Raw genomic sequence first — 22,594 nt, forward strand, 5'->3', positions numbered from 1 at the left:
GACTACCATAGACGTCCTGCTAACATTGTAAAACGAATAAATGCCACATCGGCACCATCCTCAATGGACAGAGGCTCATCCAGCGCTTCGAGCTCATGATCATTCAGAAATACTTTGTAGAGCCCATCCTCGTAGGCAAGTATTGCGGCCTCCTTGGCCTCGGCCAGATCAGGAACGCCCTCGCCATTTACCGAGCCAAAACCAACCTTTCCCGCAGCGCCCTGAGCTCCGATCTCCTCCGGCATAAGATAAGCAAGCATGGACGAAGTATTTCTCCTCTCCTCGAAAGCTTGTACCTGTGCTTCGACCATGCTTTCAATAAGAAGCCTAAGCGTGCGGGTTGTTTCTGGAACCTCGACTGCTTGCCTGGCGAGAGCCGGCTTGCGTTTCCCCAAACTTTTCACTGTAACCCATATATCCAATGAAATGCCCCTCTTCTCATCGAATTCTATTCATCCAGATTGAACCAATTGCATGTAGACTTTGACAGCCCTCAATGAATACCCCAAATTCGGGCAACTCAAACCAAATAAAATACGTACATATGTACCCCTAATGAACATCATAACCAAAATGAATTTCTCTTTCATGGGCCAATAATCATGTTTACATCGAACCTGCGAACTAGTACCTATTTGCGCATAAAACATAAAAACCACTCCATCCCGCATAATCAGGGAATGAGTGGCTTGTAATCATATAACATTATATTAACGCATTTACAATCTCGTACTCGATATAGATATCTCAGTAACACCCAACACGGACTGTCGTCAGTTCAGGACGAGTACTTCTGAAGAATAATAACCGCGTTATGCCCGCCAAAGCCAAAGGAGTTGGACATGCCTATCTGTAGATCAGCTTCTCTGGCAGCGTTCGGAACATAATCCAGATCACATTCTGCATCTTGCTGCTCCTGATTAATTGTTGGTGGAATAATGCCATGCTGCAGTGTTTGCACAAGGGATATCGCTTCGGCTCCTCCGGCTGCACCAAGCATATGCCCTGTCATGGATTTATTGGCTGTGATGGGAATACGATAGGCCGCCTCGCCAAAAAGCTGTTTGATCGCTCTCGTTTCCGATAAATCCCCCGCCTCCGTGCTGGTCGCATGAGCGTTAATAACATCTATATCACCAGGCTCCAGTTCCGCATCACGCAGTGCTGCCCTCATCGCCAGAAATGCGCCTCTGCCTTCAGGATGAGTTGCCACCATGTGGTAAGCGTCCGATGTCGCCCCATACCCTGTAACCTCGGCAAGAATAGCTGCTCCCCTTGCCCGCGCATGAGACAGGGATTCTACAACCAGAACGCCCGCACCCTCAGCCATGACAAATCCATCCCTGCCCGCATCAAACGGGCGACTTGCCGCTGTAACCTCTTCATTTCTCCCGGATAACGCTGTTGCATTGCCAAAACTCGCAAGAGATATTTCTGTAACTGCCGCTTCCGTCCCGCCAGCAAAAATAACATCTGCTCCTCCATGACGAATGAGCCTGAACGCTTCACCAATAGCCGTGTTGCCGATAGAGCAAGCTGTTACCGGGGAAAGCGTTGGGCCCCAACAGCCAAATCTCATGCTCACCGCCGCTGCTGCCATGTTGGATATCATCATCGGTACAAGCGTGGGGCTGACTCTCCCTGCTCCCCGCTCTTTTAATACACTGCCCTGTTCCATCAAGGTCTGGATGCCTCCTATACCGGAGCCAATATACACCCCGACACGCTCCCGATCTATTGAATCCAGCACAAGCCCCGAATGAATCAACGCCTGATCGGCCGCTGCAACAGCGAATTGCACAAATCGGTCCATACGCCGTGCTTCCTTTCGTCCAAAGAGCGCTTCCCCGTCAAAATTACGAACGATGCCACCGATTCTTGATTTATATAATTCGCTGTCCAGATGCTCGAGTGAAGATATTCCCGATTTCCCTTCCTTCAATGCGTTCCAGAATGTATCCACATCATTCCCGAGTGGAGAGATCACACCCATCCCTGTAATCACAACACGTTCTATTGTCATCCCCGTGCTTCTCCCTTCCAATTATCGTAACGATCTATATTTTTCTGTTTCCTGATGCTTACGTCTTCATAGTGCCACGTATATATATCCTATTACAAGTTGTCAATTATCATAGTATAATAACTACTATGATAAAGTGGAGGAATGATGATATGAGTGAAACGACTCGCTTACAGGCCCTGTCCGCTTTCTTGAAAACACAACGTGCCAGATTATCCCCGGAATCCGTTGGTTTACCTGCCGGAGGCCGGCGAAGAACTCCAGGTCTGAGAAGAGAAGAAGTGGCCCAATTGGCCGGGGTAAGCACCACATGGTATACCTGGCTGGAGCAAGGGCGAGGCATTCAGGTTTCTCATGCCGTGCTGGACAGCATAGCCTCTGCCCTCAGACTCACTGCCGATGAACGTAACTATTTGTTTTCACTTGCTTTGGAGCACTATTCAGATCTGCCCGCCCCCGAACCGGATACCCTTCAATTGCATCCGTCCCTACAGAAAATTTTGCAGGAACTGCGATATTGTCCGACCATTATCTCTGATCGGCGCTGCTTTATTGTGGGATGGAATGAAGCGGCCGCACAGGTCTTTATGAATTTTGAACACATTCCGCTGGAGCAGCGCAATATGATCAGTCTGTTATTTGATCGGAAGGAGCTACGCAGACTTGCGGTGAACTGGGAGGACTTTGTGAGCGGATTTTTATCTATTTTTCGTGGCTATTATGGTCGTTATGTGGACGATGAATGGTATAATTTATTTTTGAATGACATGATAGGACGCCATCCTGATTTTCAGACATTATGGAAACAAAGCAGCGTAAGCAGTGCTCCGGATGTATGGATCGAATTCAGACATTCCAAAGCAGGCAAGATGCTGTTTGATCTCACTTCATTACAGGTGCAGGGCAATGCCGATTTGCGTTGCAGCATCTATACTCCGGCACCAGAAACCTCAACAGAGCGCAAGCTACAACAGTTGCTGGAGCGTGCCAGTGAAGTTTGATAACGACATGCCTACGAACAGAAATGATGCATTAATAGACAATACACTTATATAACGTGGATTGAGAAAGGGACACCATGACTAAAGTGCTTATTATAGAGGACGACAACATGCTGGGTGATACGTTATCCCTGTATTTACAAGGAGAAGAGTACGAAGTATGTCGTGTTGATACCATTTGGGGCGGCCTTTTACAGCTTGAAACCAGACCGGATATCATTTTACTGGACTTGCTGTTACCCGATTCCAAAGAGAAGCATCCATGCGCACTGATGCGTGAACATACCTCAGTCCCCATCATCGTCATATCTTCGTTAACCGAGGTCTCCGAGCGTATTCGCTCCTTAACCGACGGTGCGGATGATTTTGTCTGCAAGCCCTTCAGCATGCAGGAGTTGAAGGCACGTATCGAGGCTGTATTGAGAAGGTATACGTTGCTGAAAAGTTCCCCCGTGGTTGAACATGACACTGGAATCTCGCTCGATCTGGCTCGTCGAACCATTCTGCTGAATCATCGCAGAATCGAGACGACCTTTTCAGAATTCGAAATAATGAAGCTGTTTGTCGCTCATCCCGGCAAGGTATTCAGTCGATACGCCCTGATCGAGGCTATTCGCGGGATTGATGCCTATATCCATGATCGAACAATAGATGTACACATTACGAACCTGCGCAAAAAAATTGAAGACAACCCAAAAACCCCCCAATATATTCAAACGGTATGGGGGGTCGGGTATAAATTCACACCATGAGCGAATCACCCTATGCTGCACATGATGATCACCACGGTAGCGATTCGATGATGCAATCAATTTCTTGCTGCACCTTCTGCAGCAAGAAATTCAGCTCCGTTTCCGAGAACGGAACCGATAACATGGCTTCCAGACGAATCACTGCCTGCAGCAGATTTACAGCATGTAGATGCGCAGCAACACCCACAAGAGAATGCGTACTTCGTACGATGAATTCCGTATTCTTCTGACGCAGACCGGTTTGCATTTTGAATTCAAAATCCCTGTATTCAAGAGAGAACCTGGTTAGTGCATACTGGAGAATATGTGGTTTGTCATCCATCTGTTTCAATGCTTTTTCAGCCTCTACTCCCCTGATTTCAAGTATGCCCTTCAGACCAATCCAGGCATCTAATATAGCTCTGATCTGCTTCTCATCAATCGGCTTGGTCACGACGGCATTCATGCCAGCCATGATCCATTCTTCACGCTCCTTTGCTGCTCCGTTTGCAGTAAGCGCTATAACGGGTATTTGGTCATACTGTCTCATTTGTCGAATTTGTTTAACCGCCTCAATTCCGTTCATTTCAGGCATATTCAGATCCATGAATACCAGCTTCCACTGCTGTATGTGAAGCTTGCTCAGAACCTCCCTTCCATTATTTGCGACACACACTTCATATCCCAATTGTTGCAGCATGGTGCGGATGGCGATCTGATTGATCTCATGATCCTCCGCTACTAAAATTGAGCCTCGATTACTCTGTGCAAGTTGCGCATCGTCTGATCGCATCGGGTTAAGCTGCTGCACCTCTTCATCCTGACAAGCAAGCACAGCTTCAAAGAGTCCAACACGAGTAATTGGCTTGGACAGAATGACCTGGGGAGCACTGTAATGTTGCTCACGGGCTACTGCAAATTCACTGATTGCACGCGTATATCCTAACACCCGAATTCGAGTATTCCCTAACCGGGCCATGAGTCTGCTCCAGTCCGAATCCAAGCATATTTGTTCTGTATCCATATCCAGCATAATGAGGAGGCAAGTAGATTCCTCTGCTTCTGTATCATCATTAACCTGTTCCAGCACCTGTTGAAAAGAAGCGTAGATTGACGGTCGAAGACCAAACGAACGCAGCATCTGTTCCAGATTCTCAGCCACTCTCATGTCACTATCCACAATGAATACATCATTGACAGCATACAATAAAGGATAGGTTGGAAGGAATGATCGTTCTTCTGTTTCCGTCAGTTCATACATCAGGTCAAAAGAAAAAATGCTGTATTCGCCAAGCACACTCTCCACTTGCATGCTGCCCCCGAGCGAGGTGATAAGGAGATAACAAATAACCAAGCCCAATCCAGAGCCACCATACTTTCGATACGTTGCCGGCTCAGCCTGACTAAAGGGCTCAAACAAACGCTCCATCTGTTCGGATGAAATCCCGATTCCTGTATCTTGAACCTCAAAACGCACTTCGACACTTTTTTCTTCAAGTACAAGCACTTCGACATGCAGGATCACGTACCCTTGATCCGTGAATTTAATTGCATTGCCCAGAAGGTTGATAAGTACCTGCTCCAGTCGAAATGGATCACCAAGCACCGTTAAAGGCAGATCGGAATCAGTCTGGAAAATGACCTTAATATCCTTATGCCCAATAGCTGTGCTGATCTGATCCGCCACACGTTTAAAAACCCCTTCCAATGAAAAAGGAACATGCTCCACATTGAATCTCCCGGCTTCAATCTTCGAAAAATCCAGGATATCCTTGACCAGGGTGAGCAAGGACTGAGAGGAAATCATGATTTTGCCCACATAATCCAGCTGTTGCGGGGTAAGATCCGTTCGCTGTAACAAAGAGCTGAAACTGGTAATACTATTCAGCGGTGTCCGCAGCTCATGACTCATTAATGCCAGAAACTCACTCTTTGCCTGACTTGCCTTATCGGCCTTCATACGTCTGTGCTGATCTGTAATATCCTGAAAAACAGCTCTAATCTTCTCTTTAGACCTCGATGATTTGAGCGGATGCAGATGAACGCGAACATGCAGCTCTTCACTTTCCCCTATACGGAAGATTAACTCCGTCTCTTGCGTAGCTCCGGATGACAGTACGTTCTTCAAAACCGCAAACCAGCATTCCGATTTCTCCATCACAAGCAAGTCGCCAAGCTCACGACCGATTACCTGCTCGCTTCCTGCCTGAAGAACATCAAGAAACTTCTGATTAATTGACACGATTGTACCTCTGCTGTCCAGACCCGCCACCCAATTCGCAGATACTCGCTCCAGCATACGATAGCGTTCCTCGCTCTCCTGAACTCTGCGTCTGACCGCTCGATGCTCTGTAATATCAAGTCCGTATCCAATGACATATTTCACCACTTCATCTTCTACATATGGCCCCAATTTGACGAGTGCATATCTCCCCTGATGCTCGATTTCAAAAAAAAAGAACTCACCTTTCCAGGCCCTGTTAAACTGTGTTTTCAGAAACTGAATTTTCTCCGGCGGCAGAACGTTTATCGTGCCCAGCTGCAAACTCTCCTCCAGACTTTGCATATCCATTCCAAGCTGTGACAACATCTCGCCTTCCAGCAAAAGAAATTCAAATTTCCCGTTAGCCTTGCGAAATTTTAACGTAAATCCTGGCTGCATACGAAGCATCTTGATCATCTCCTGCTCCTTCTGGACCACCAGATGTCTGTAATGATGATTCTGATTGAGATAATAGATGAATAATACAAGCAGCAGCATGCAGAGGAACTGGCATATCAAGAGTATGCCCCTGCTTTGGAGGGTCGAAGGATAAGAGGTAATTAACGTGGTCAACTGATAAGCTGAAATCAGCAGCAATGACCCGGATATCCAGCGGTGGATAAAGCCATCAATATACCTGAAATTCAGCGTAATGATTAGAACAAATATTCCCTCATACATCGCATACTCCCAATTCTCAATCGAGGGCCACATTCCTACGTTTATCCGAAACATCCATAAGCCAGCATACGTAATAAATGCCGTTCCTCCTCCACCGTAGTACGCAGCCAAAAGATAAACAATAGAACGAAAGTTTAATATCGTACCATCTTTTAATACAATCGAGAAATAGTACAAAGCTGTGCCTAACATACTCATAGAAATACCTATAATCACTTTTGAGGTAAACGACAATTCCTGTCGATTGCTCAATTGATTTAGATAGTGATGAACCAGAAAGACAATAATCAGTATTAACGTAAAATTTAAAACCAGATCGCGCAGCAAATTTCACCATCCAAGTTACGACTTCAGTAGAACTTAATACAAAAAAAGACAAACCACATCCACAACTTTCACCTCAACAATAATCAATCATATTACGTGAAACCCTTGTATTCAATTGCAGATATTGATCTGTTTTTGGCCAAACTTGCCTCCTTTCCTCTAACATGTATTCCGCGCTACGCGACTCGTTCATAAACGACAAATAAAAAAAAGATCCGAGCAGCATGGCTCGGATCTCTGTTGAATAAGGAACATCTAGAATGCCGGGATCGCAATATCCGCGTAGTTTTTCTCAAAAAAGGCTTTAACCTCAGGACCCGCCATTCGTTTAGCCAGCTTCTGAATCGCTTCAGAATCTTTATTATCCTCACGGGCTACGAGTGTAATGGCAAAATGGGAATCATCCTTTTCCGTCAGCAACGCATCCTTCTTCGGTGTCAGACCGAGCGGGCTGGCATAGGCCGGAGTCATGGCTACCAGATCTGCATCGTCCATCATACGGGCAAGCATCAACAGATCCACCTCTTTGAACTTGAAGTTCTTTTTGTTCTCTGTGATATCCGCTTGCGTAGCGTTAAAACCTACACCTTCTTTGAGCTTGATCAGACCATTTTGCTCCAGCATCACCAGAGAGCGTCCAATGTTAGAAGGATCGTTGGCAATCGCAATGACTGCACCTTCAGGCAATTCATCTATGGACTTGTATGTTTTGGAGTACCCCCCATAGATTGCATTGTAGATGGGCTGTACAGGAACGAGATTGGCATTGTTCGCTTCGTTAAACTGCTTCATATAAGGCACGTGCTGGAAAAAGTTCGCGTCTACTTCCTTGTTGGCAAGTGCTGTATTGGGTTGTACGTTATCTGACAGCACCACAACCTCCAGATTCACGCCATCCTCTTTAAGAAGTGGTTTAACGATATCAAGTACATCGGTCATTGGTGGAATCAACGTTGCTACTTTCAGTGTAACTGCCTGTCCAGCTTGTGCTTCCTGCTTGGTGCCCTCAGCCGCAGGTGTTTCTTCTTTTTTGCCGCAGGCAGATACAACCAGCATAACTGCGAGCAGCATGAGCATTAATTTGGCTTTCATTAAATATTTACCCCTTCTCTGTATAATCTGATAGTCATTACAGGCGATCTCATCATCGCAATTGGTTTTCTCTAGAATCTGTCTTTCTGACGAATCGAAGTCCTGCTGTGCTTCCTGTACTTCCATACTGTCGCTGCGTTCCTCAGGATCGCCGATCAAGCCAGCGTGATAGCCCGCTGCCTGTCAATTGAATCATCTGCACCAGAATAATCATAATGATAATCGTAAATATCATAATTTCCGTTTCGAAGCGCTGATAACCGTAACGAATAGCAAAATCACCCACCCCGCCGCCGCCAACAATGCCCATGACCGTAGAATAGGAAATAAAACTGATCGTTGCGGTGGTAAGCCCAAGCACCAAACCTGAGCGCGCCTCCACATACAGAAATTTCACGACAAGCTGTACCGTCGATGCCCCCATGGATGACGCCGCTTCAACAACTCCCTTAGGTACATCCAGCAGAGCCTGCTCGACCAGCCGAGCGTAATAAGCAACCGCAATGACCGACAAGGGCACCGTTGACGCTAACGTACCGATGGATGTGCCTACAATCATACGTGTGAACGGGATCAGGAACACCACCAGCAGCAGAAATGGAAACGAACGAATGATATTCACCAGACTGCCCAGCACGACAGTTAATACCTGATTCTGATATCGTTGACCTCTGCGACACAGATACAGCAGTGTGCCAAGCGGCAGGCCAATCAATACCGCTGCTGCGATGGAAATACCAACCATCACAAAGGTCTCTCCAATGGCCTGCCAGATTTCATGCTGATATTTCAGCACCGACTCAGGTAACATCTTCGTTGTCCTCCTGTTCCTTCAAACGCTGCGTATCCGAACCTGTGCCAGCCCATGAATCGCCTTCGAGCAATGAAGTGAGCATATCTGGCTGCGGAGCCGGAATACGGTTAACCTCGGATTCAGACAGTGTGCGGACGAGCTGCCCTTCCCTCATCACGGAGATCCGGTGGCATAATCGCCGAGCCACTTCCATCTCATGTGTAACCAGCACAATCGTCACGCCCATCGTTTCGTTCACATGACGGAGCACCTCCAGAATTCCTCCCGTTGTCTGGGGATCAAGAGAGGATGTAGGTTCATCACAGAGCAGCACTGCCGGGTGACTGGCCAGTGCTCTGGCAATGGCAACACGCTGCTTCTGTCCTCCGCTCAGCTGGGCCGGGTATTGTCTCGCTTTCTCTTCCAGTCCGACAAAGCGCAGCACTTCAAGTCCTCGCTCGCGCCGCTCTGGACGTGATGCCCCGGCAAGCTCCAGCGGCATGCTTACATTACCGAGCACCGTTCTGTTGCTGACCAGATTAAAGTGCTGAAAGATCATGCCAATAGACTGGCGTACCTGTCGCAATGCACGGTCACTCATTCGGGTCAGATGCTGGCCATTCACGATAACATCGCCTGCATCAGGCTGCTCCAGTCCGTTAAGCATCCGCAGCAAAGTAGACTTGCCCGCCCCACTGGAACCTATAATGCCATGAATCTCCCCCTGCTTCACTTCGAGAGAAACAGAACGTAACGCCTCATATCCCTGATCTGCACGGGAACCGCGCTCATAGAATCTTTTGCTTACACCATCTAATGAAATCATGGAGATTCCTCCCGTGAATGATCAACCATGGTTCTTCCCAGAACACATGAAGAAAGCCCGCACAGCCGATATCCGGAGCGCGAGCAATCCTGTTCATATATAATAAAACAACATCACCAGTCAGACAAGCTTTAGGGTAAGATTTCTCCTTCAAAACCACTGGCTGGCAAGACCCGGAAACGACCATTGGCTGATCCGATGTACACTTTATTGCCAATCTGGTTGATCATGCCATTTTTAGCCTCACGATCCCGATGCTCCGGTGTACCCATAACAACATCGTGTACACACCCTAGCAGTGTACCCTCCCTTTTGTGCATCACCAGTAAATCATCATTCAGCGGAAGCAAAAGCCGATCTCCGATGATCAGATAGCTGCCTTGATTCGTCGTATATTTAGCTGAGCCGAGCGCTCTCTTCGCACTCCAGCGCGTCTTCCCGGTCCTGTAATCCACAGCGGCAGGATAGCCGTTCATGATGATGTATAGCTGCTCCCCTTCAACCAACCCCCGTTGCAGCTTTACGTCACGTGTCCACCGAAGCTCTCCTGTCTTCGGATCAAACAAAGATGTTCTGAAATCCTCGTAATCACCGTATTGGTCTCCTTTTTGATTATCCCGAATCAGCACCATGCCATCATTCAGCACCTCTAATTCCTGGCCTGCATGAACAGGAAATTGCGATAACTTCTTGCCTGAATTCAGATCAAGCAGCACCCACTGATGATCGAGTGGCATCCATCGCTCAAGGGACACCGTGCCAAACGGATCATAACGATCCACGCCATCAAAATAAGAGTTGTTCTCAATATGACTCATCTCCGATGATTGTGCAGCTTCAATCTGCCATACGATCCGTCCAGTCATGGGGTCTGCTGCAGTGAGCTGGTCTTGATCCCAGTACAGAACATAAGGCTCGTCTGCGCTTCGATTCAGCAAACGATAACCTGTAGTCAGCTTTTTGCTCCATAACCGCTTACCATTTGAACTATTCAGCACATGAATCCGTCCGTTCGTGGAGCCATCAGCAACAGAGCTATCCACAATGACCACATCCTGAGCCGTCTTGATCCCTTTCACTGCCAGCGCCTCGTGCTTATATTCCCATCGAAGCTTTCCATCCTTGAGGCCGATGTGCCTCACCCGGTCCCGATATTCTTTATGGTCGGTGTCATAGCTTGTGAATAACGTAACCGCATCACGCTTGTTATTGATAAACGCTTGGGCAAGGCCAGCACCGCTGTGTATCCTCCAGAGCAATTGGCCTGTATGCCGATTCAGCGCATAGTATGAGCTCTCGAAGTGCATACCGCTAAATCCGCCGTCATCTCCCTTCATTAGGAGAACATCCTCTGTACCCGCTTGCAAAAAGGTATAATTCAAATCCCCCTGATTCACCCATTCAGGCTTCCAGGGAAGTGTCTGCGGCAAAACCCTGCCAGCGATTTCAGTCGTGTAAGAAAATACATCAAAGCGACCGTAGTCCCGGTAGTAGGGCTCACCATTCCCCGGATCTGCTGGCTTATTCCACCGCATCTCAATCAACCTGCCCTTTGGATTAAAAGTCAGCAGCAGATGTGCATCCTGGCGCTCATATCTCCAGGTTTGTCCTAGCTGCATCGTATATCCTGTATCCTTCATATTTCTCGAATGTTCCTTCCAATCCGGCTCGCCCAACCACTTCACGGCCTGCTTGGAGGTTGTGGCCTGGCTCAGCTTGGTATCGGCAAGAAGCTGAATGAAGGGCAATGACAAGGGCTGTTCTCTCGTAAACCATCCATCGGTAACAGGGGTCTGGTCCGTAATATCGGTTTTCCTGATCCATAGCAGCACATGATGATAATCGCTTGATTCAGTCTTCCAATTGCGCGGGGCAATCGTTACGCCATACCATTCTTTCCATTCTGCGACAATCAGTGCTTCGTTTAGCTTCGCTTGGCTGGAGGGCCAGATAGCTGTACTGTCTGGAGTCAAATGCAGCTTGCTTCCGGTTCGAACGTTGAACGTCCTGGGGGATGTCTCTGTCATGCTGCGGCTCTGCTTGAGCACATACCAGCCGGGCAGCCAGTAGCCATCTTGCTCCTTGGTTTTGATCTTGATCCATTCGCCCTGAACCGCTGCGAAGGTATACTTCTCCGCTCTGGATGTGCGATGTGTAATCTTCATCTGATCGGTTGCAGTACGGTGATCCTTCGGTCCGCTAAATAACGGCAGACCGTCGCTCAGTGTTACTTTTTCGCCTTTCTTGTAAGGTACGTGAATATTCCGCTCCGTCATTCCTTTGATTGCAATGGGTTCGATTGAAGTTGGAGCTGGCGAATGAGATAACGTTGAGGTAGTCCAAGCGGTGCTCGGGACTTGTGTATGGGCATTTGCCTCCAACGTTTGTGATGCGGAATCCTGAACCTGTCCATCCATTAACGTTGTCCGGGTACCCGACAGCATCGTTCCGCTCAGCAACACAGCCGCTATTCCAGTTAACGTTGTGCATGTGTAAAACCATGTTCTGCGATCAGGTCCTTTTTTCACGTCTACCCATCCCCCAATAGAATTTATTTCCATATAAGACGTTCCGTCTCTCTCAAAAGTTACTATATGATTTCGCCCTGCGTTCAGAAGGTTATCATACAGATTTTGGGTTAATATCTAATGAGTATTCCATTAATATGCAACTTTTGGGATAAACAGTCCGTCTAATGAAATTGAAAGGAGAATGAACATGAACACAACAAACCCATCACACAGCACACGTTGGAAGCAGAAAACATGGAAGATGATGCTGGCCGCCTCGATATTGACCGCAGGAGCAGCTCCTGCACTGTTCACCCCTTCAGTGGCTGAAGCAGCCACCACAGTTAAACCAGCGGCTTATATTAACAATATGCCTGCACAATATGATGTGGTCATCCGCCAAGGTGTTACGTACATTGCATTAACTGAACTGCAATTCCTTGGAGATTATACTTTTGGTTACGATAATAAAAGCAAACAAATCAGAATCTCCGCTGGCATTGACCAATACGTGCTTACACCGGATAGCAAAACGATGAAAAAGAATGGACAGATGGCCTCCTTGTCCTCAGCTCCAATTCTCGTTAAGGGAAAAGCGATGCTGCCGCTTCGGGCGATCGGTGAAACGTTTGGCGCACAGGTACGCTGGAATCAAGCCGCCAAGGAAGCTTATATTTATAATACGAATGCCGACTTATTAAAAGATTACAACAACTCTGATCTGACTGCGGCTCGTGAAGCCGCAATACAGCTGCCTCAATTTTCGGATCTCGGTCAGCCTCGCCTGAAGGTAAGCAATCCGCTTGGACCCGTCGATGCGTCAACGGCGTATATTTTTGAACAAGGTCAGAAGGACCGCTTCTTCACGATAGAGGATAATGATCTGGTCAGTTATTATACGATGGAGAACGGAAATGCACTGTTGAAATGGCAAGCCAATCTGAGCAAACAAGCCGGAACCATTGGTGACCTGTTCTTTATCAAGGCAAAACCCGTTGCCGAGGCAGGAACCCGTCCATCTGTAGCCGGAAAAACGCTCGTATCCTTCAAATATTCTCGCATGCTGGAGGAAACCGCTTATGAGATCATGAACAAATCCGGCTCCTTGGATAGCGGTTCTGCTGCTCCATCCCAAGGCAAACTGTTCGTTGAGGTGCCTGGAGAGAAGTAATTCGATATGGATACAGATTCATGGCTGTAACCAAACAAACCAAATCAAAACGGGATGAGGCCATGTTGACTGGTTCATCCCGTTTTATTTGGTTCTCCTCAACGGCTGAGCAGGTGGTACTTGAACTTCAGCCGCTTCTTTATTTTTTACTGCAAGCGTGCGTTAATACTGTGTATTTCCGGACTGGCTCGTCTTGCCTGAAGCAAAGCCCTTGAACAGCGTTGGCACTTTGGAGTAACGTGTGTTCGTGATCTTCCCTTGAGATACACTGCTGTCCGTGCGCATAATGGAATCCTTCACGTTGGATATGTTGGAATTATCCAGTGTCATGTTAACCGCATAGGAGGTTCCTCCATTTTGCCGCACCAGCTTGCCGATATCATCCGCACGGAAGTTTTTGATATTAATCGTACCCGAAGCGTTCATCTGAAACACTTTATCGTAAGCCTTATACGCTGCTCCGCCGGTAATATTAACGGTTCCTGATGATTTCAGTGTCAATGCATCCTCGCCTACATCTTCCCATACAACGTTGGAAATATTACAGCTGCCGTAACAATGCACACCATCCGCTGCGGGTGCACCAATAATAACATTTTTCAAAGTTGCCCCTGCTTCCAGCCGGAATACAGGCTTCTGATTCTCCGCTTGAGAACCGTCACCTAATGTAGAGGGATTCGCTACAAAGGTTTTCCCCTGTCCATCATAGGTCGTGCCCTTCGGTACAACGATCGTTGAATTGACGACGGTTGGCGCAGCCGCGGCAGGCATTACACCAAATATGGAAGCAACAAGACCGGCAGACAGCAAGAGCGTTAACATTTTTTTCATCATCAACATCCTCCCTTAATTTAAGTAATTTGATAAACAAGCCGCTGGCTTGTCTACAGGCACCCTGCGGGCTCACCCCTTGTACGGAGCCTGATCCAACCATACAAAAAAAGGAGGATTACAGGAATAATCCCTGGATTAGATTTACCAATTCCAGCAAAGAATTAAATGTAGTCTCCACTTCCTAGCATTCGAATTCAATTGATATGTACCGATATTAACTAGCAATATGCTGCTTTTACCCCTTTTTCATAAGGCAGAATAACAGAAAAGACCCTATTGGCTGCTTACAGACAATAGGGTCTCATCTCTCAAATCGGTCAAAATCCGAAGGGCATAGAGTCATCCAGCCTCAAGCACCCGTGCCAAACCGCTGGCGATATCCACACTTGCGGCACAGTTCCTCCACAGCCTCCCGTTTCGAAAAGCCGTATACCAGATTGTTAGCCCGCTCCCCGTCCACTATTTCAGAGAAGGACTGCTCATGAATATTGCCAAGGTTAATGACGCCCTCTCCATCCAGACAGCACGGAACAACCGTTCCATCCACCAGCACCGCAGCCTGACTGCGCAGCGCATGGCAGAAGCCTTTGCCATCATCTTCGGGTGCATCCAGACTCGGCCACTGGAATTCGTGATCCTGATTCAAATATACATTGGGTGCAATTTTTACACCGCTGCCCGGAACGACCTTCTCTTCGATACGGAAATCCAGATTGAATTCACGCTCCAGCACCTCAAGGGTTTCCCGATTTCGGTTCATCTGGGCATTTGTAAAATTATCCTGTGTCAGATTCCACAGGCGGAACGAAATGATCACATTATGCTTCACAGCCTCACGAGCAAACGACAGAATATTAGCCAAATAGCCATCGCGATCTGTCGATCCCTCATGTCCGTCGAAACTGTGCAGAGAGAAATTCATCTGTCTCAGTGCAGGCTTGCCCAGCAGTTTATGCTGTGTCTTCGGCAGCAGCGTACCGTTGGTTGTGATGTTAACCTTGAATCCCTTCGCATGAGCGGAATCCAGCAGCAGGTCAATTTTGGGATGAAGCAAGGGCTCCCCTTTGACGTGCAGGTAAATATGTTTGGTGTGCGGTTTGATCTGATCCAATATATGATTAAAAACTTCAGGGTCAATAAATCCTTTGGCGCGCTTTGTTTGTGGACAAAAGCTACATGCCAGATTACAGATGCTAGTGATCTCGATATATACTTTCTTGAATGTTTTCAACTCCGGGTCCCCATTCTGCCGGGAGGAAACGTGAAACAATTCCTACCCTCATTCGTGATACGGCCATGTGGGCCAATCCCCATTATATCGGGTTAACGAGCGAAGGTAAATCGGTAAACCGCAGCGTCGCCAAATCAGCGTCATGCCCCATCCCCCTTTACATTCTGGACACATGTGATATATGCTTGGATCATAACTGCATATTTTGTTGCACATCACACTGGGGGAGCCTTACGGCTGAGACGAATTTATTCATTCGGACCCTTTGAACCTGATCTGGATCATACCAGCGGAGGGAAGTGGAGCGGCTCTTATTGGTAATGGATTCTGCATGGTTTTGGCAGTTTCCAACGTTAGTTAAACCTCTATAGCTTCGCTCATTTCCTCTGGAAATGAGTGGAGCTTTTTTTGTGTTCTCATCGCATGGTTTACGTTTATGAAAGGCTTGCTCTCGCCGCGTATGAACCTTAAAAACAGTAGTTAAATGGCTGGAGCGAGTGATCGAAATGGAGCGACGTTTGGCTCTGAACAAAGTTCAAAACCAGGGAAGCAACAGCTCAAACACAAGCTTCACAAAAAAGCTCTAAAGAGGCTGTTGTGATCGGGAGAATAACAGCCAGATGAATGTACAGCTTTCCCTGGTATGACCTTAGAAACTTTGGAGTACAAAGCGGATGTTCATAGAGATTCAGGCATAAACCAGCCGTATTGCAGGTTCACCTATGTAATGGTCTGTACAATACCTGTTTGTGTCACCCTGCCATTCATTTTAGATCAAGGAGGTAATGAGATGTCTTATCTTGAGCGTGTACGCGCACTTAATCCTTTGGTTCATAACATTACGAATCTGGTGGTAGCTCCTTTCACTGCCAATGGACTACTCGCCCTTGGAGCCTCTCCATTCATGGCCTACGCACAAGAAGAGGTTGCTGACGTTGCACGTATTGCTGGTGCAGTTGTACTGAACATTGGTACGTTAGATGAAAAGGTGGTTCATTCCATTCGCCTGGCAGGTCAGTCCGCTAATGCAAATCATGTACCTGTTGTGCTTGATCCTGTCGGTGCCGGGGCGACTGCATATCGTACCGAGACGGTGCAGCAGCTTGTCCGTGACCTTCGTCTGACTGTATTACGCGGGAATGTGGCCGAGGTAGCCCATGTCATTGGCGTCCCCTGGACTATTAAAGGTGTCGATGCGGGAGCAGGTGAGGGCGATCGCATCAGTATCGCCGAGCGGGCTGCACAGCAGCTTGAATGCATTGTTGTCATTACAGGTCAGTACGATATCATCACAGACGGGTATCAGACGTTTATCGCCAGCAACGGACATGTGCTGCTTACGCAGGTCACTGGCGCGGGATGCCTTCTCAGCTCGGTCGTTGGTGCTTTTGCCGCCGTCGCCCAGCCGGGAGATGATTTACTGAGCAGCATTGCCCAGGCCGTTTCATTTTACGGTGTTGCAGCTGAACAAGCTGCCGCTCTAACCGCTCAACTGGGTCCAGGCAGCTTCCAGATCGAGTTATTAAACCAGCTTGCAAAGGTGACACCCGAGCTGTTGTCAGCCCATGCACAGATCCGTCAGATTCGTGGAGGTGTACGATGAGTGTAGCCCAGGCTTTAACAATAGCAGGTGCCGACAACGGCGGTGGTGCGGGTATTCAGGCGGATCTCAAAACCTTTCAGGAGCTCGGGGTATACGGGATGACGGTGATTACAGCGATTGCAGCACAAAACACAACCGGTGTCCAAGGGGTATTTCCCATCAGCTACGCTGGCATTGCTCAGCAGCTTGATTCGACAGGAGCAGACTTTGAGCCACGTGCAGTCAAAACCGGCATGCTGTATAATGCCGAGATCATTCATCTCGTTGCGACTAAATGGCGACAATACGGTTGGTCCAATCTGGTCATTGATCCGGTAATGGTAGCCAAAGGCGGAGCGCCGCTGCTTCAGCAGGAAGCTGTGCAGGCTCTCATTCAGGAGCTTTTGCCTCATGCCCTGATTACCACGCCCAACATCCCCGAAGCAGAGCTGCTTACAGGCATGAGCATTAGCTGTTTGAGCGAACGCGAAGAAGCCGCGAAACAATTAGTGCAGATGGGCACAACGTATGCCTTGATCAAAGGAGGACATGACGCTGGGAGCAGCATGGTTGTAGATGTTCTGTATGACGGACAGGCCTTTCATTATCTGGAGAACCGGCGTGTAATGACACGTCACACCCACGGAACCGGCTGCACATACTCTGCTGCCATAACGGCCGAACTGGCCAAGGGCTCGGCTGTTGTGGATGCCGTTACAACCGCGCGCGCGTTTATCCAGGCAGCCATCGAAGATGAGCTGGGAATCGGGGCCGGACACGGACCAACGAATCACTTTGCGTACCAGCGCAGACAGCGGGGTGAGCGCTGATGCGAGCATGGGATACCGAAGCGGTGCGTTGCGCGCTGCGTCTGTATTTGGTGATGGGCAGCGTCAATACGACGCGTGACCCGGTGGAGGTGCTGCACCAGGCGATTGCTGGCGGCATTACGATGTTCCAGTTCCGAGAGAAGGGAACTGGAGCCTTGGCAGGCGAAGCCCGCGTCGCGCTTGCGTGGCGGCTTCGCAAGGTTTGCAGCCAGCACAGGGTGCCGTTCATCGTGAACGATGATATGGAGCTGGCTGTGCAGGTGGAGGCCGACGGCGTGCATGTCGGCCAGGGCGATGCGGACGCGGCGCTGGTACGCGCCCGCATCGGAGAAGGGCGGATGCTTGGCGTATCCGCCCACTCCGCCCTTGAGGCCCGCCGTGCCGTGCAGGCGGGCGCAAGCTATGTTGGCGTCGGGCCGATGTACCCGACGCGCTCCAAAGCGGATGCCCACGCCGTGCTGGGCCCCGCAGGGGTTGCGGAACTGCGCGCCGCAGGCATCGCAGTTCCGGTGGTTGGTATCGGCGGCATTGCGCCCGATACCGCGGCCGCCGTGATGGCGGCTGGAGCCGACGGCGTAGCCGTCATCTCCGCCATCGCGGGTGCGGCCGATGTACGCGCAGCGGCTGCACAGCTCGCTGCGATCGTGTCCGGGGAGCAGGCATAGCCGCGCTCCCCGAACACCCAACAAAAAGCAAGATGCATCCATGCACTTCTGCATCTTGCTTTCTTTCACTTGCTTCCCCCATGTTTATTTCACTTCCATCACCCTTACTATTCATGCCCCTTGCTTCCTTTCTCCAACTCCAGCTCTCCTATAATCTCTCCTGTCTTAACCTCCCCTCTTCACACTCCGCTTTCTCATACGCCCCTTCAGTGTCTATCTACCTCACTCTCTTCTTCTCATCACGGTTATCTCTACACCTCCATTACATTCACACTTCTGCACCCCGTCTCTCCTTATAACCTATTCAGCCACTTGCCCTCCCGAACTCCACACATATATATGGGCCTCACAGCACCAGCCCTCTAACTGATGAATCCTTACTGTGCATGTATCTCATATTGAAGCCCATCATAGACACGTCCTTCCGCAAATTGCATGTTGACTCTCACGTAACGTGACACTGTACAATTCATGTAGTAAGGAGGTCTTACTCATGTCCATGAAAGTTAAGGAAGTCTCCGAACTGGCTTCCATCAGTGTGCGCACACTGCATCACTATGACGAGATCGGGCTACTCGTCCCGGATGAGATTACCGTTGCCGGGTATCGCATGTATTCCGATGCCAATCTGGAACGGTTGCAGCAGATTTTATTTTTCAAAGAGCTCGGCTTCTCCCTGAAAGAAATCAAAAATATAATAGATGACCCCTCCTTCAGCGCGGAGGAAGCACTGCATATGCACAGGCTCATATTGCTGGACAAACGTCAGCGTCTGGACCAAATGATTGCAACCATTGATAAAACCGTATTGCACCTGAGAGGAGAAATTAAGATGACTGCCAAAGAACAATTCCAAGGCTTCGATTTCAGCCATAACCCTTACGAAAAAGAAGCGCGCGAACGCTGGGGGGATCACGCCGTGAATGAGGCCAATCAGAAATTACAGCAGCAGCCCGCCGACAAACAGAAAGCACTGGCTAACCAAATGAACGATATTTTGGCACGCTTGGCAGCACTTCGCCACACGGCACCTGATTCCGCAGCAGCCCAGGCTGAGATCAAGCAATGGTATATATATTTGAATCAGATTGGAAACTACACTCCAGCTGCCTTCAAAGGACTTGGTCAAATGTATGTAGAAGATGAACGCTTCACCCGAAATATGGATCAATTTGGCGAGGGACTGGCACCGTTTATGTGCCAGGCGATGGCCGTATTTGCAGACCTCATCGACAACTAGCTTCCCAAGGGTCTCCTTCATTCATACCCCTGCTCTAGAACGCCGAGCCAGTTGCAGTCATGACATGATCTGCATTATCAAAATACACATCAAAAAAGGACGTTACGCCTATGGCGTATCGTCCTTACCCTTTAAGAAGTAATTAAAGTATCACGGCCGCAATATGAGCCCTTTTAATGAAGCTCACTCCGAATACTTTTTTACATCTTCCTGTTAAATCGTGTTCTGCATTTGCATTCCGTATCAGCTTGACCTGTCTCCTAAGCTCCAGGTGCTTGATTCGGGGCCTGAGCCTCTGCTGCCATACTTGTTTTCGCCATCCGGCCTGGAATCTGCCAAGCAGAGACGATAGCCAAAACGACAAACAACAGATCAATGGGCTCACTGAAATATTCCGCGAATGTTTCTGCAAACGCACTGATCATTTCTCCTTTAAACATCAGACTCATCACACCCATATCCGTGTACAACTCCGCTGTAAAATATACAACCGTCAAATACTTGCCCAACAGAATACCTACGAGTGAGAATGCTACAGCAATGATTTTGTGTACCGTCGCAATTTGTTTGTTTGAGAACAGCACTACAGCGTAACCGCACAGCACCCCTACCAGTATGGCGATAAGCCCAACCTCATACTCCGTCATAGCTGCAACCGCAGCCCATACCACACCTCCCAGTATGGCAGCAATCAAACCACCGATCATCGGCATCCCGATTGTAATTCCCTGTTTTTTTTCCACGATGTCTTTCCCTCCTGAGTCATTTTAATACTATTTTTCCATAATTCACCTTTACTATAAAACCACATAAAGCTTCAAATTTCAACAATTTTCTACTTTCTTTACCCATATGTAACTCTATCTGATAAGATTCTCTCACCTGATACACATTTTTCACTGCTGACTTAACTAAAAAAACACCCCTTCTACAGCCTGATTTCACTGTAAAAGAGATGTCTATTTCCCATCGTTTGGACCCAGAGGTTCAAACGATTATTATACCTGAGCTTCTTGAGAAGGCTGTATAACAGCCGCAATCTGCTCCAAAATAGCATCAAGCGATGCTGGGTCATGCACGTCATATTCGTCAATGTTCAGACGCAGCACAGGACACGCAGTAAACTGGTTAATCCACACCGAATAGCGTTCATGCATATGCTCCCAATACGAGCGGTCGGTCTGAATTTCCATCTCACGTCCACGCTCCGTAATTCGGTTCAGAATCGAAGGCAGACTGCCTTCCAGATAAATCAGAACATCCGGGTGTGGAAAATAAGGCGTCATAACCATTGCTTCAAACAAGCTGCTGTAGGTCTCAAAATCAGTAGCCGACATCGTTCCCTGATCCGCATGCATCTGTGCAAAAATGCCCGTATCCTCATAGATCGAACGATCCTGTACAAACCCGCCACCCATCTCAAAAATTTTCTTCTGCTCTTTAAACCGTTCTGCGAGGAAGTAGATTTGCAGATGGAAGCTCCAGCGTTCAAAGTCATGATAAAATTTTTCCAAATACGGATTATGATCCACCTGCTCCAAAGAGGTTTTGAAATTCAAACGCTCGGCAAGCGCTGCTGTTAATGTCGATTTCCCCACACCTACTGTTCCTGCTACTGTAATCAATGCATTCGCTGGAATGCCATAGTTATTCATATCATAAGCTCCTTTACCTGATTAACGATCTGCCTGAAATGCTCAGGATACTGCACAAAGTCAAGCTGCTCCGCATTAATTTTTAGAATAAGTGGCGGATTTTCTCCTTTTGCGAGAGTATCCATGCCTGTCTTGTAATCAGCGATCAATTGCTTCATATATGCCGGGTCCATATTTTGCTCAAACGAACGTCCACGTTTGTTAATCCGATACATTAGCGTATCGAGCTCAGCTTCAATGTAAAGCACCAGATTCGGCTTTGGCAAATCATCTGTTAACAGATGATAAATTTGGCGATATTTATCCCGCTTTGTTCCTTTTAAAGTACGTTCAGCAAAAATCATATTTTTGTAGATATGATAATCCGAAATAACCGGGCTGTTCTGCTTAATAAAATGTGCCCCCGTGTCCTCCAGCTGTTTAAATCGGTTGCACAGGAAAAACATTTCAAGCTGAAAGCTCCACTCGTCAATATTTTGATAAAAGGAGGCCAGAAATGGATTCTCCTCAACAATTTCTTTAACCAGAGGAAGGTTTAATTCCTGGGAAAGCATCGTGGCCAACGTTGTTTTTCCCGCTCCAATCGGACCTTCAACGGCAATAAAAGGGGCTGATTTCATGGTGTTACTTTTCCTCCTCGTACATATGCGTGTTCCGTATTTATATATAGACCCCACCTATTGTATCACAGGTTAGTCCATGGAAAGGGCAGTATTTTATGTATAAAAGAAGTCCAAACGGAAAGACATGTCCTGTATTCTCATATCGTATACATCAAAAAAAATAAAAAAAGACACACCTAATGTTCATCAAGTGTGTCTTCCAGTTGCTTGGCGGCGTCCTACTCTCCCAGGACCCTGCGGTCCAAGTACCATCGGCGCTAGAGGGCTTAACGGTCGTGTTCGGGATGGGTACGTGTGGAACCCCTCCGCCATCGCCACCAAACGCGATTGGATCGAAGTTTATCTTCTTTCCATATCATTCAGAGTGTTGTTCTCTGAAAACTAGATTCGAAACGAAACTTACGCTCATTAGCTTGCTTATTTGGATAAGCCCTCGACCGATTAGTACTGGTCAGCTCCATGCATTGCTGCACTTCCACCCCCAGCCTATCTACCTCGTCGTCTTCAAGGGGTCTT

Annotated in this window: 19 protein-coding genes, 2 rRNA genes and 1 riboswitch; of the genes, 7 read left to right on the forward strand and 14 right to left on the reverse strand. The window is 48.0% G+C overall.

All coding sequences use genetic code 11. The features are described 5' to 3' along the window. Positions 1–2: 2 nt before the first annotated feature. Together DFQ00_RS27160 and fabF are read right to left on the reverse strand one after the other, a co-directional pair. A complete protein-coding gene (locus tag DFQ00_RS27160; protein WP_110899552.1) occupies positions 3–422 on the reverse strand; it encodes a hypothetical protein in 420 nt (139 codons plus the stop codon). Between the two features lie 356 nt (positions 423–778). Next, positions 779–2,017: a beta-ketoacyl-ACP synthase II gene (gene fabF, locus DFQ00_RS27165; protein WP_110899568.1), complete on the reverse strand. Its 1,239-nt coding sequence runs from the start codon at positions 2,015–2,017 to the stop codon at positions 779–781. A gap of 158 nt (positions 2,018–2,175) precedes the next feature. Between fabF and DFQ00_RS27170 the strand changes: the two genes are divergently transcribed. Both DFQ00_RS27170 and DFQ00_RS27175 read left to right on the forward strand, forming a co-directional pair. Further along, complete coding sequence (locus DFQ00_RS27170) at positions 2,176–3,024, forward strand: helix-turn-helix transcriptional regulator (protein ID WP_110899553.1); 849 nt, start codon at positions 2,176–2,178, stop codon at positions 3,022–3,024. A gap of 77 nt (positions 3,025–3,101) precedes the next feature. After that, on the forward strand, positions 3,102–3,776 hold the full coding sequence (locus DFQ00_RS27175; protein ID WP_110899554.1) for a response regulator transcription factor: 675 nt from the start codon (positions 3,102–3,104) through the stop codon (positions 3,774–3,776). A gap of 28 nt (positions 3,777–3,804) precedes the next feature. Here the strand turns inward: DFQ00_RS27175 and DFQ00_RS27180 are convergent, their stop codons facing one another. From DFQ00_RS27180 to DFQ00_RS27200, 5 genes are all read right to left on the reverse strand, one after another. Beyond that, positions 3,805–6,897 carry a hybrid sensor histidine kinase/response regulator gene (locus DFQ00_RS27180; RefSeq protein ID WP_244214011.1) on the reverse strand — a complete coding sequence of 1,031 codons (3,093 nt, stop codon included), beginning with the start codon at positions 6,895–6,897 and terminating at the stop codon, positions 3,805–3,807. A gap of 384 nt (positions 6,898–7,281) precedes the next feature. Continuing rightward, the gene (locus tag DFQ00_RS27185; RefSeq protein ID WP_110899569.1) at positions 7,282–8,118 is read right to left on the reverse strand and encodes a MetQ/NlpA family ABC transporter substrate-binding protein; all 837 of its coding nucleotides are present in this window, start codon (positions 8,116–8,118) and stop codon (positions 7,282–7,284) included. Between the two features lie 142 nt (positions 8,119–8,260). Beyond that, positions 8,261–8,929 carry a methionine ABC transporter permease gene (locus DFQ00_RS27190; protein ID WP_110899556.1) on the reverse strand — a complete coding sequence of 223 codons (669 nt, stop codon included), beginning with the start codon at positions 8,927–8,929 and terminating at the stop codon, positions 8,261–8,263. Beyond that, complete coding sequence (locus DFQ00_RS27195; RefSeq protein ID WP_110899557.1) at positions 8,919–9,737, reverse strand: methionine ABC transporter ATP-binding protein; 819 nt, start codon at positions 9,735–9,737, stop codon at positions 8,919–8,921. Before DFQ00_RS27195 ends, DFQ00_RS27190 begins: the two co-directional genes overlap by 11 nt. Positions 9,738–9,868: 131 nt before the next feature. Then, positions 9,869–12,265, reverse strand: coding sequence for an outer membrane protein assembly factor BamB family protein (locus DFQ00_RS27200; protein ID WP_167433855.1), 2,397 nt, complete (start codon positions 12,263–12,265; stop codon positions 9,869–9,871). 190 nt (positions 12,266–12,455) lie between these two features. Here DFQ00_RS27200 and DFQ00_RS27205 point away from each other — a divergent pair, with 190 nt between their 5' ends. Continuing rightward, positions 12,456–13,418 carry a copper amine oxidase N-terminal domain-containing protein gene (locus DFQ00_RS27205; RefSeq protein ID WP_167433856.1) on the forward strand — a complete coding sequence of 321 codons (963 nt, stop codon included), beginning with the start codon at positions 12,456–12,458 and terminating at the stop codon, positions 13,416–13,418. A gap of 162 nt (positions 13,419–13,580) precedes the next feature. On the opposite strand, the gene DFQ00_RS27210 is transcribed toward DFQ00_RS27205, so the two are convergent. Both DFQ00_RS27210 and DFQ00_RS27215 read right to left on the reverse strand, forming a co-directional pair. Continuing rightward, a complete protein-coding gene (locus DFQ00_RS27210) occupies positions 13,581–14,249 on the reverse strand; it encodes a pectate lyase (protein ID WP_174812328.1) in 669 nt (222 codons plus the stop codon). A 352-nt stretch (positions 14,250–14,601) separates the two neighbouring features. Then, a complete protein-coding gene (locus DFQ00_RS27215) occupies positions 14,602–15,483 on the reverse strand; it encodes a radical SAM/SPASM domain-containing protein (protein WP_110899571.1) in 882 nt (293 codons plus the stop codon). A 212-nt stretch (positions 15,484–15,695) separates the two neighbouring features. Then, positions 15,696–15,798: riboswitch (TPP riboswitch) on the forward strand. 475 nt (positions 15,799–16,273) lie between these two features. On the opposite strand from DFQ00_RS27215, the gene thiM reads away from it, so the two are divergent. From thiM to DFQ00_RS27235, 4 genes are all read left to right on the forward strand, one after another. Next, positions 16,274–17,086: a hydroxyethylthiazole kinase gene (gene thiM, locus DFQ00_RS27220; protein ID WP_110899560.1), complete on the forward strand. Its 813-nt coding sequence runs from the start codon at positions 16,274–16,276 to the stop codon at positions 17,084–17,086. Further along, the gene (gene thiD / locus DFQ00_RS27225) at positions 17,083–17,895 is read left to right on the forward strand and encodes a bifunctional hydroxymethylpyrimidine kinase/phosphomethylpyrimidine kinase (protein WP_110899561.1); all 813 of its coding nucleotides are present in this window, start codon (positions 17,083–17,085) and stop codon (positions 17,893–17,895) included. Before thiM ends, thiD begins: the two co-directional genes overlap by 4 nt. Next, entirely contained in the window at positions 17,895–18,560 is a 666-nt protein-coding gene (thiE, locus tag DFQ00_RS27230) for a thiamine phosphate synthase (protein WP_110899562.1), read from the forward strand. The genes thiD and thiE overlap by 1 nt, the downstream gene beginning before the upstream one ends. Before the next feature lie 493 nt (positions 18,561–19,053). Further along, positions 19,054–19,800 carry a MerR family transcriptional regulator gene (locus DFQ00_RS27235; RefSeq protein WP_110899563.1) on the forward strand — a complete coding sequence of 249 codons (747 nt, stop codon included), beginning with the start codon at positions 19,054–19,056 and terminating at the stop codon, positions 19,798–19,800. A 260-nt stretch (positions 19,801–20,060) separates the two neighbouring features. Here the strand turns inward: DFQ00_RS27235 and DFQ00_RS27240 are convergent, their stop codons facing one another. From DFQ00_RS27240 to DFQ00_RS27260, 5 genes are all read right to left on the reverse strand, one after another. Beyond that, positions 20,061–20,543: a hypothetical protein gene (locus tag DFQ00_RS27240; protein WP_244214012.1), complete on the reverse strand. Its 483-nt coding sequence runs from the start codon at positions 20,541–20,543 to the stop codon at positions 20,061–20,063. Between the two features lie 255 nt (positions 20,544–20,798). Then, positions 20,799–21,455: a deoxynucleoside kinase gene (locus DFQ00_RS27245; RefSeq protein ID WP_110899564.1), complete on the reverse strand. Its 657-nt coding sequence runs from the start codon at positions 21,453–21,455 to the stop codon at positions 20,799–20,801. Beyond that, positions 21,452–22,075: a deoxynucleoside kinase gene (locus DFQ00_RS27250; protein ID WP_110899565.1), complete on the reverse strand. Its 624-nt coding sequence runs from the start codon at positions 22,073–22,075 to the stop codon at positions 21,452–21,454. The genes DFQ00_RS27245 and DFQ00_RS27250 overlap by 4 nt, the downstream gene beginning before the upstream one ends. 208 nt (positions 22,076–22,283) lie before the next feature. Further along, positions 22,284–22,400 (reverse strand): 5S ribosomal RNA (gene rrf / locus DFQ00_RS27255). Between the two features lie 99 nt (positions 22,401–22,499). Then, positions 22,500–22,594: ribosomal RNA gene (locus tag DFQ00_RS27260) — 23S ribosomal RNA — on the reverse strand; the annotation flags it as partial.

Source organism: Paenibacillus barcinonensis (genome assembly GCF_003217495.1).
Lineage (GTDB): Bacteria > Bacillota > Bacilli > Paenibacillales > Paenibacillaceae > Paenibacillus > Paenibacillus barcinonensis.

Coding starts and splice junctions, on each gene's coding strand:
- DFQ00_RS27170 (WP_110899553.1), top strand. CDS start 2,176: ATGAGTGAAACGACTCGCTTACAGGCCCTGTCCGCTTTCTTGAAAACA.
- thiM (WP_110899560.1), top strand. CDS start 16,274: ATGTCTTATCTTGAGCGTGTACGCGCACTTAATCCTTTGGTTCATAAC.
- DFQ00_RS27210 (WP_174812328.1), bottom strand. CDS start 14,249: ATGAAAAAAATGTTAACGCTCTTGCTGTCTGCCGGTCTTGTTGCTTCC.
- DFQ00_RS27205 (WP_167433856.1), top strand. CDS start 12,456: ATGAACACAACAAACCCATCACACAGCACACGTTGGAAGCAGAAAACA.
- DFQ00_RS27195 (WP_110899557.1), bottom strand. CDS start 9,737: ATGATTTCATTAGATGGTGTAAGCAAAAGATTCTATGAGCGCGGTTCC.
- DFQ00_RS27190 (WP_110899556.1), bottom strand. CDS start 8,929: ATGTTACCTGAGTCGGTGCTGAAATATCAGCATGAAATCTGGCAGGCC.
- DFQ00_RS27245 (WP_110899564.1), bottom strand. CDS start 21,455: ATGAATAACTATGGCATTCCAGCGAATGCATTGATTACAGTAGCAGGA.
- DFQ00_RS27175 (WP_110899554.1), top strand. CDS start 3,102: ATGACTAAAGTGCTTATTATAGAGGACGACAACATGCTGGGTGATACG.
- DFQ00_RS27180 (WP_244214011.1), bottom strand. CDS start 6,897: ATGAGTATGTTAGGCACAGCTTTGTACTATTTCTCGATTGTATTAAAA.
- DFQ00_RS27235 (WP_110899563.1), top strand. CDS start 19,054: ATGTCCATGAAAGTTAAGGAAGTCTCCGAACTGGCTTCCATCAGTGTG.
- thiD (WP_110899561.1), top strand. CDS start 17,083: ATGAGTGTAGCCCAGGCTTTAACAATAGCAGGTGCCGACAACGGCGGT.
- DFQ00_RS27250 (WP_110899565.1), bottom strand. CDS start 22,075: ATGAAATCAGCCCCTTTTATTGCCGTTGAAGGTCCGATTGGAGCGGGA.
- DFQ00_RS27185 (WP_110899569.1), bottom strand. CDS start 8,118: ATGAAAGCCAAATTAATGCTCATGCTGCTCGCAGTTATGCTGGTTGTA.
- thiE (WP_110899562.1), top strand. CDS start 17,895: ATGCGAGCATGGGATACCGAAGCGGTGCGTTGCGCGCTGCGTCTGTAT.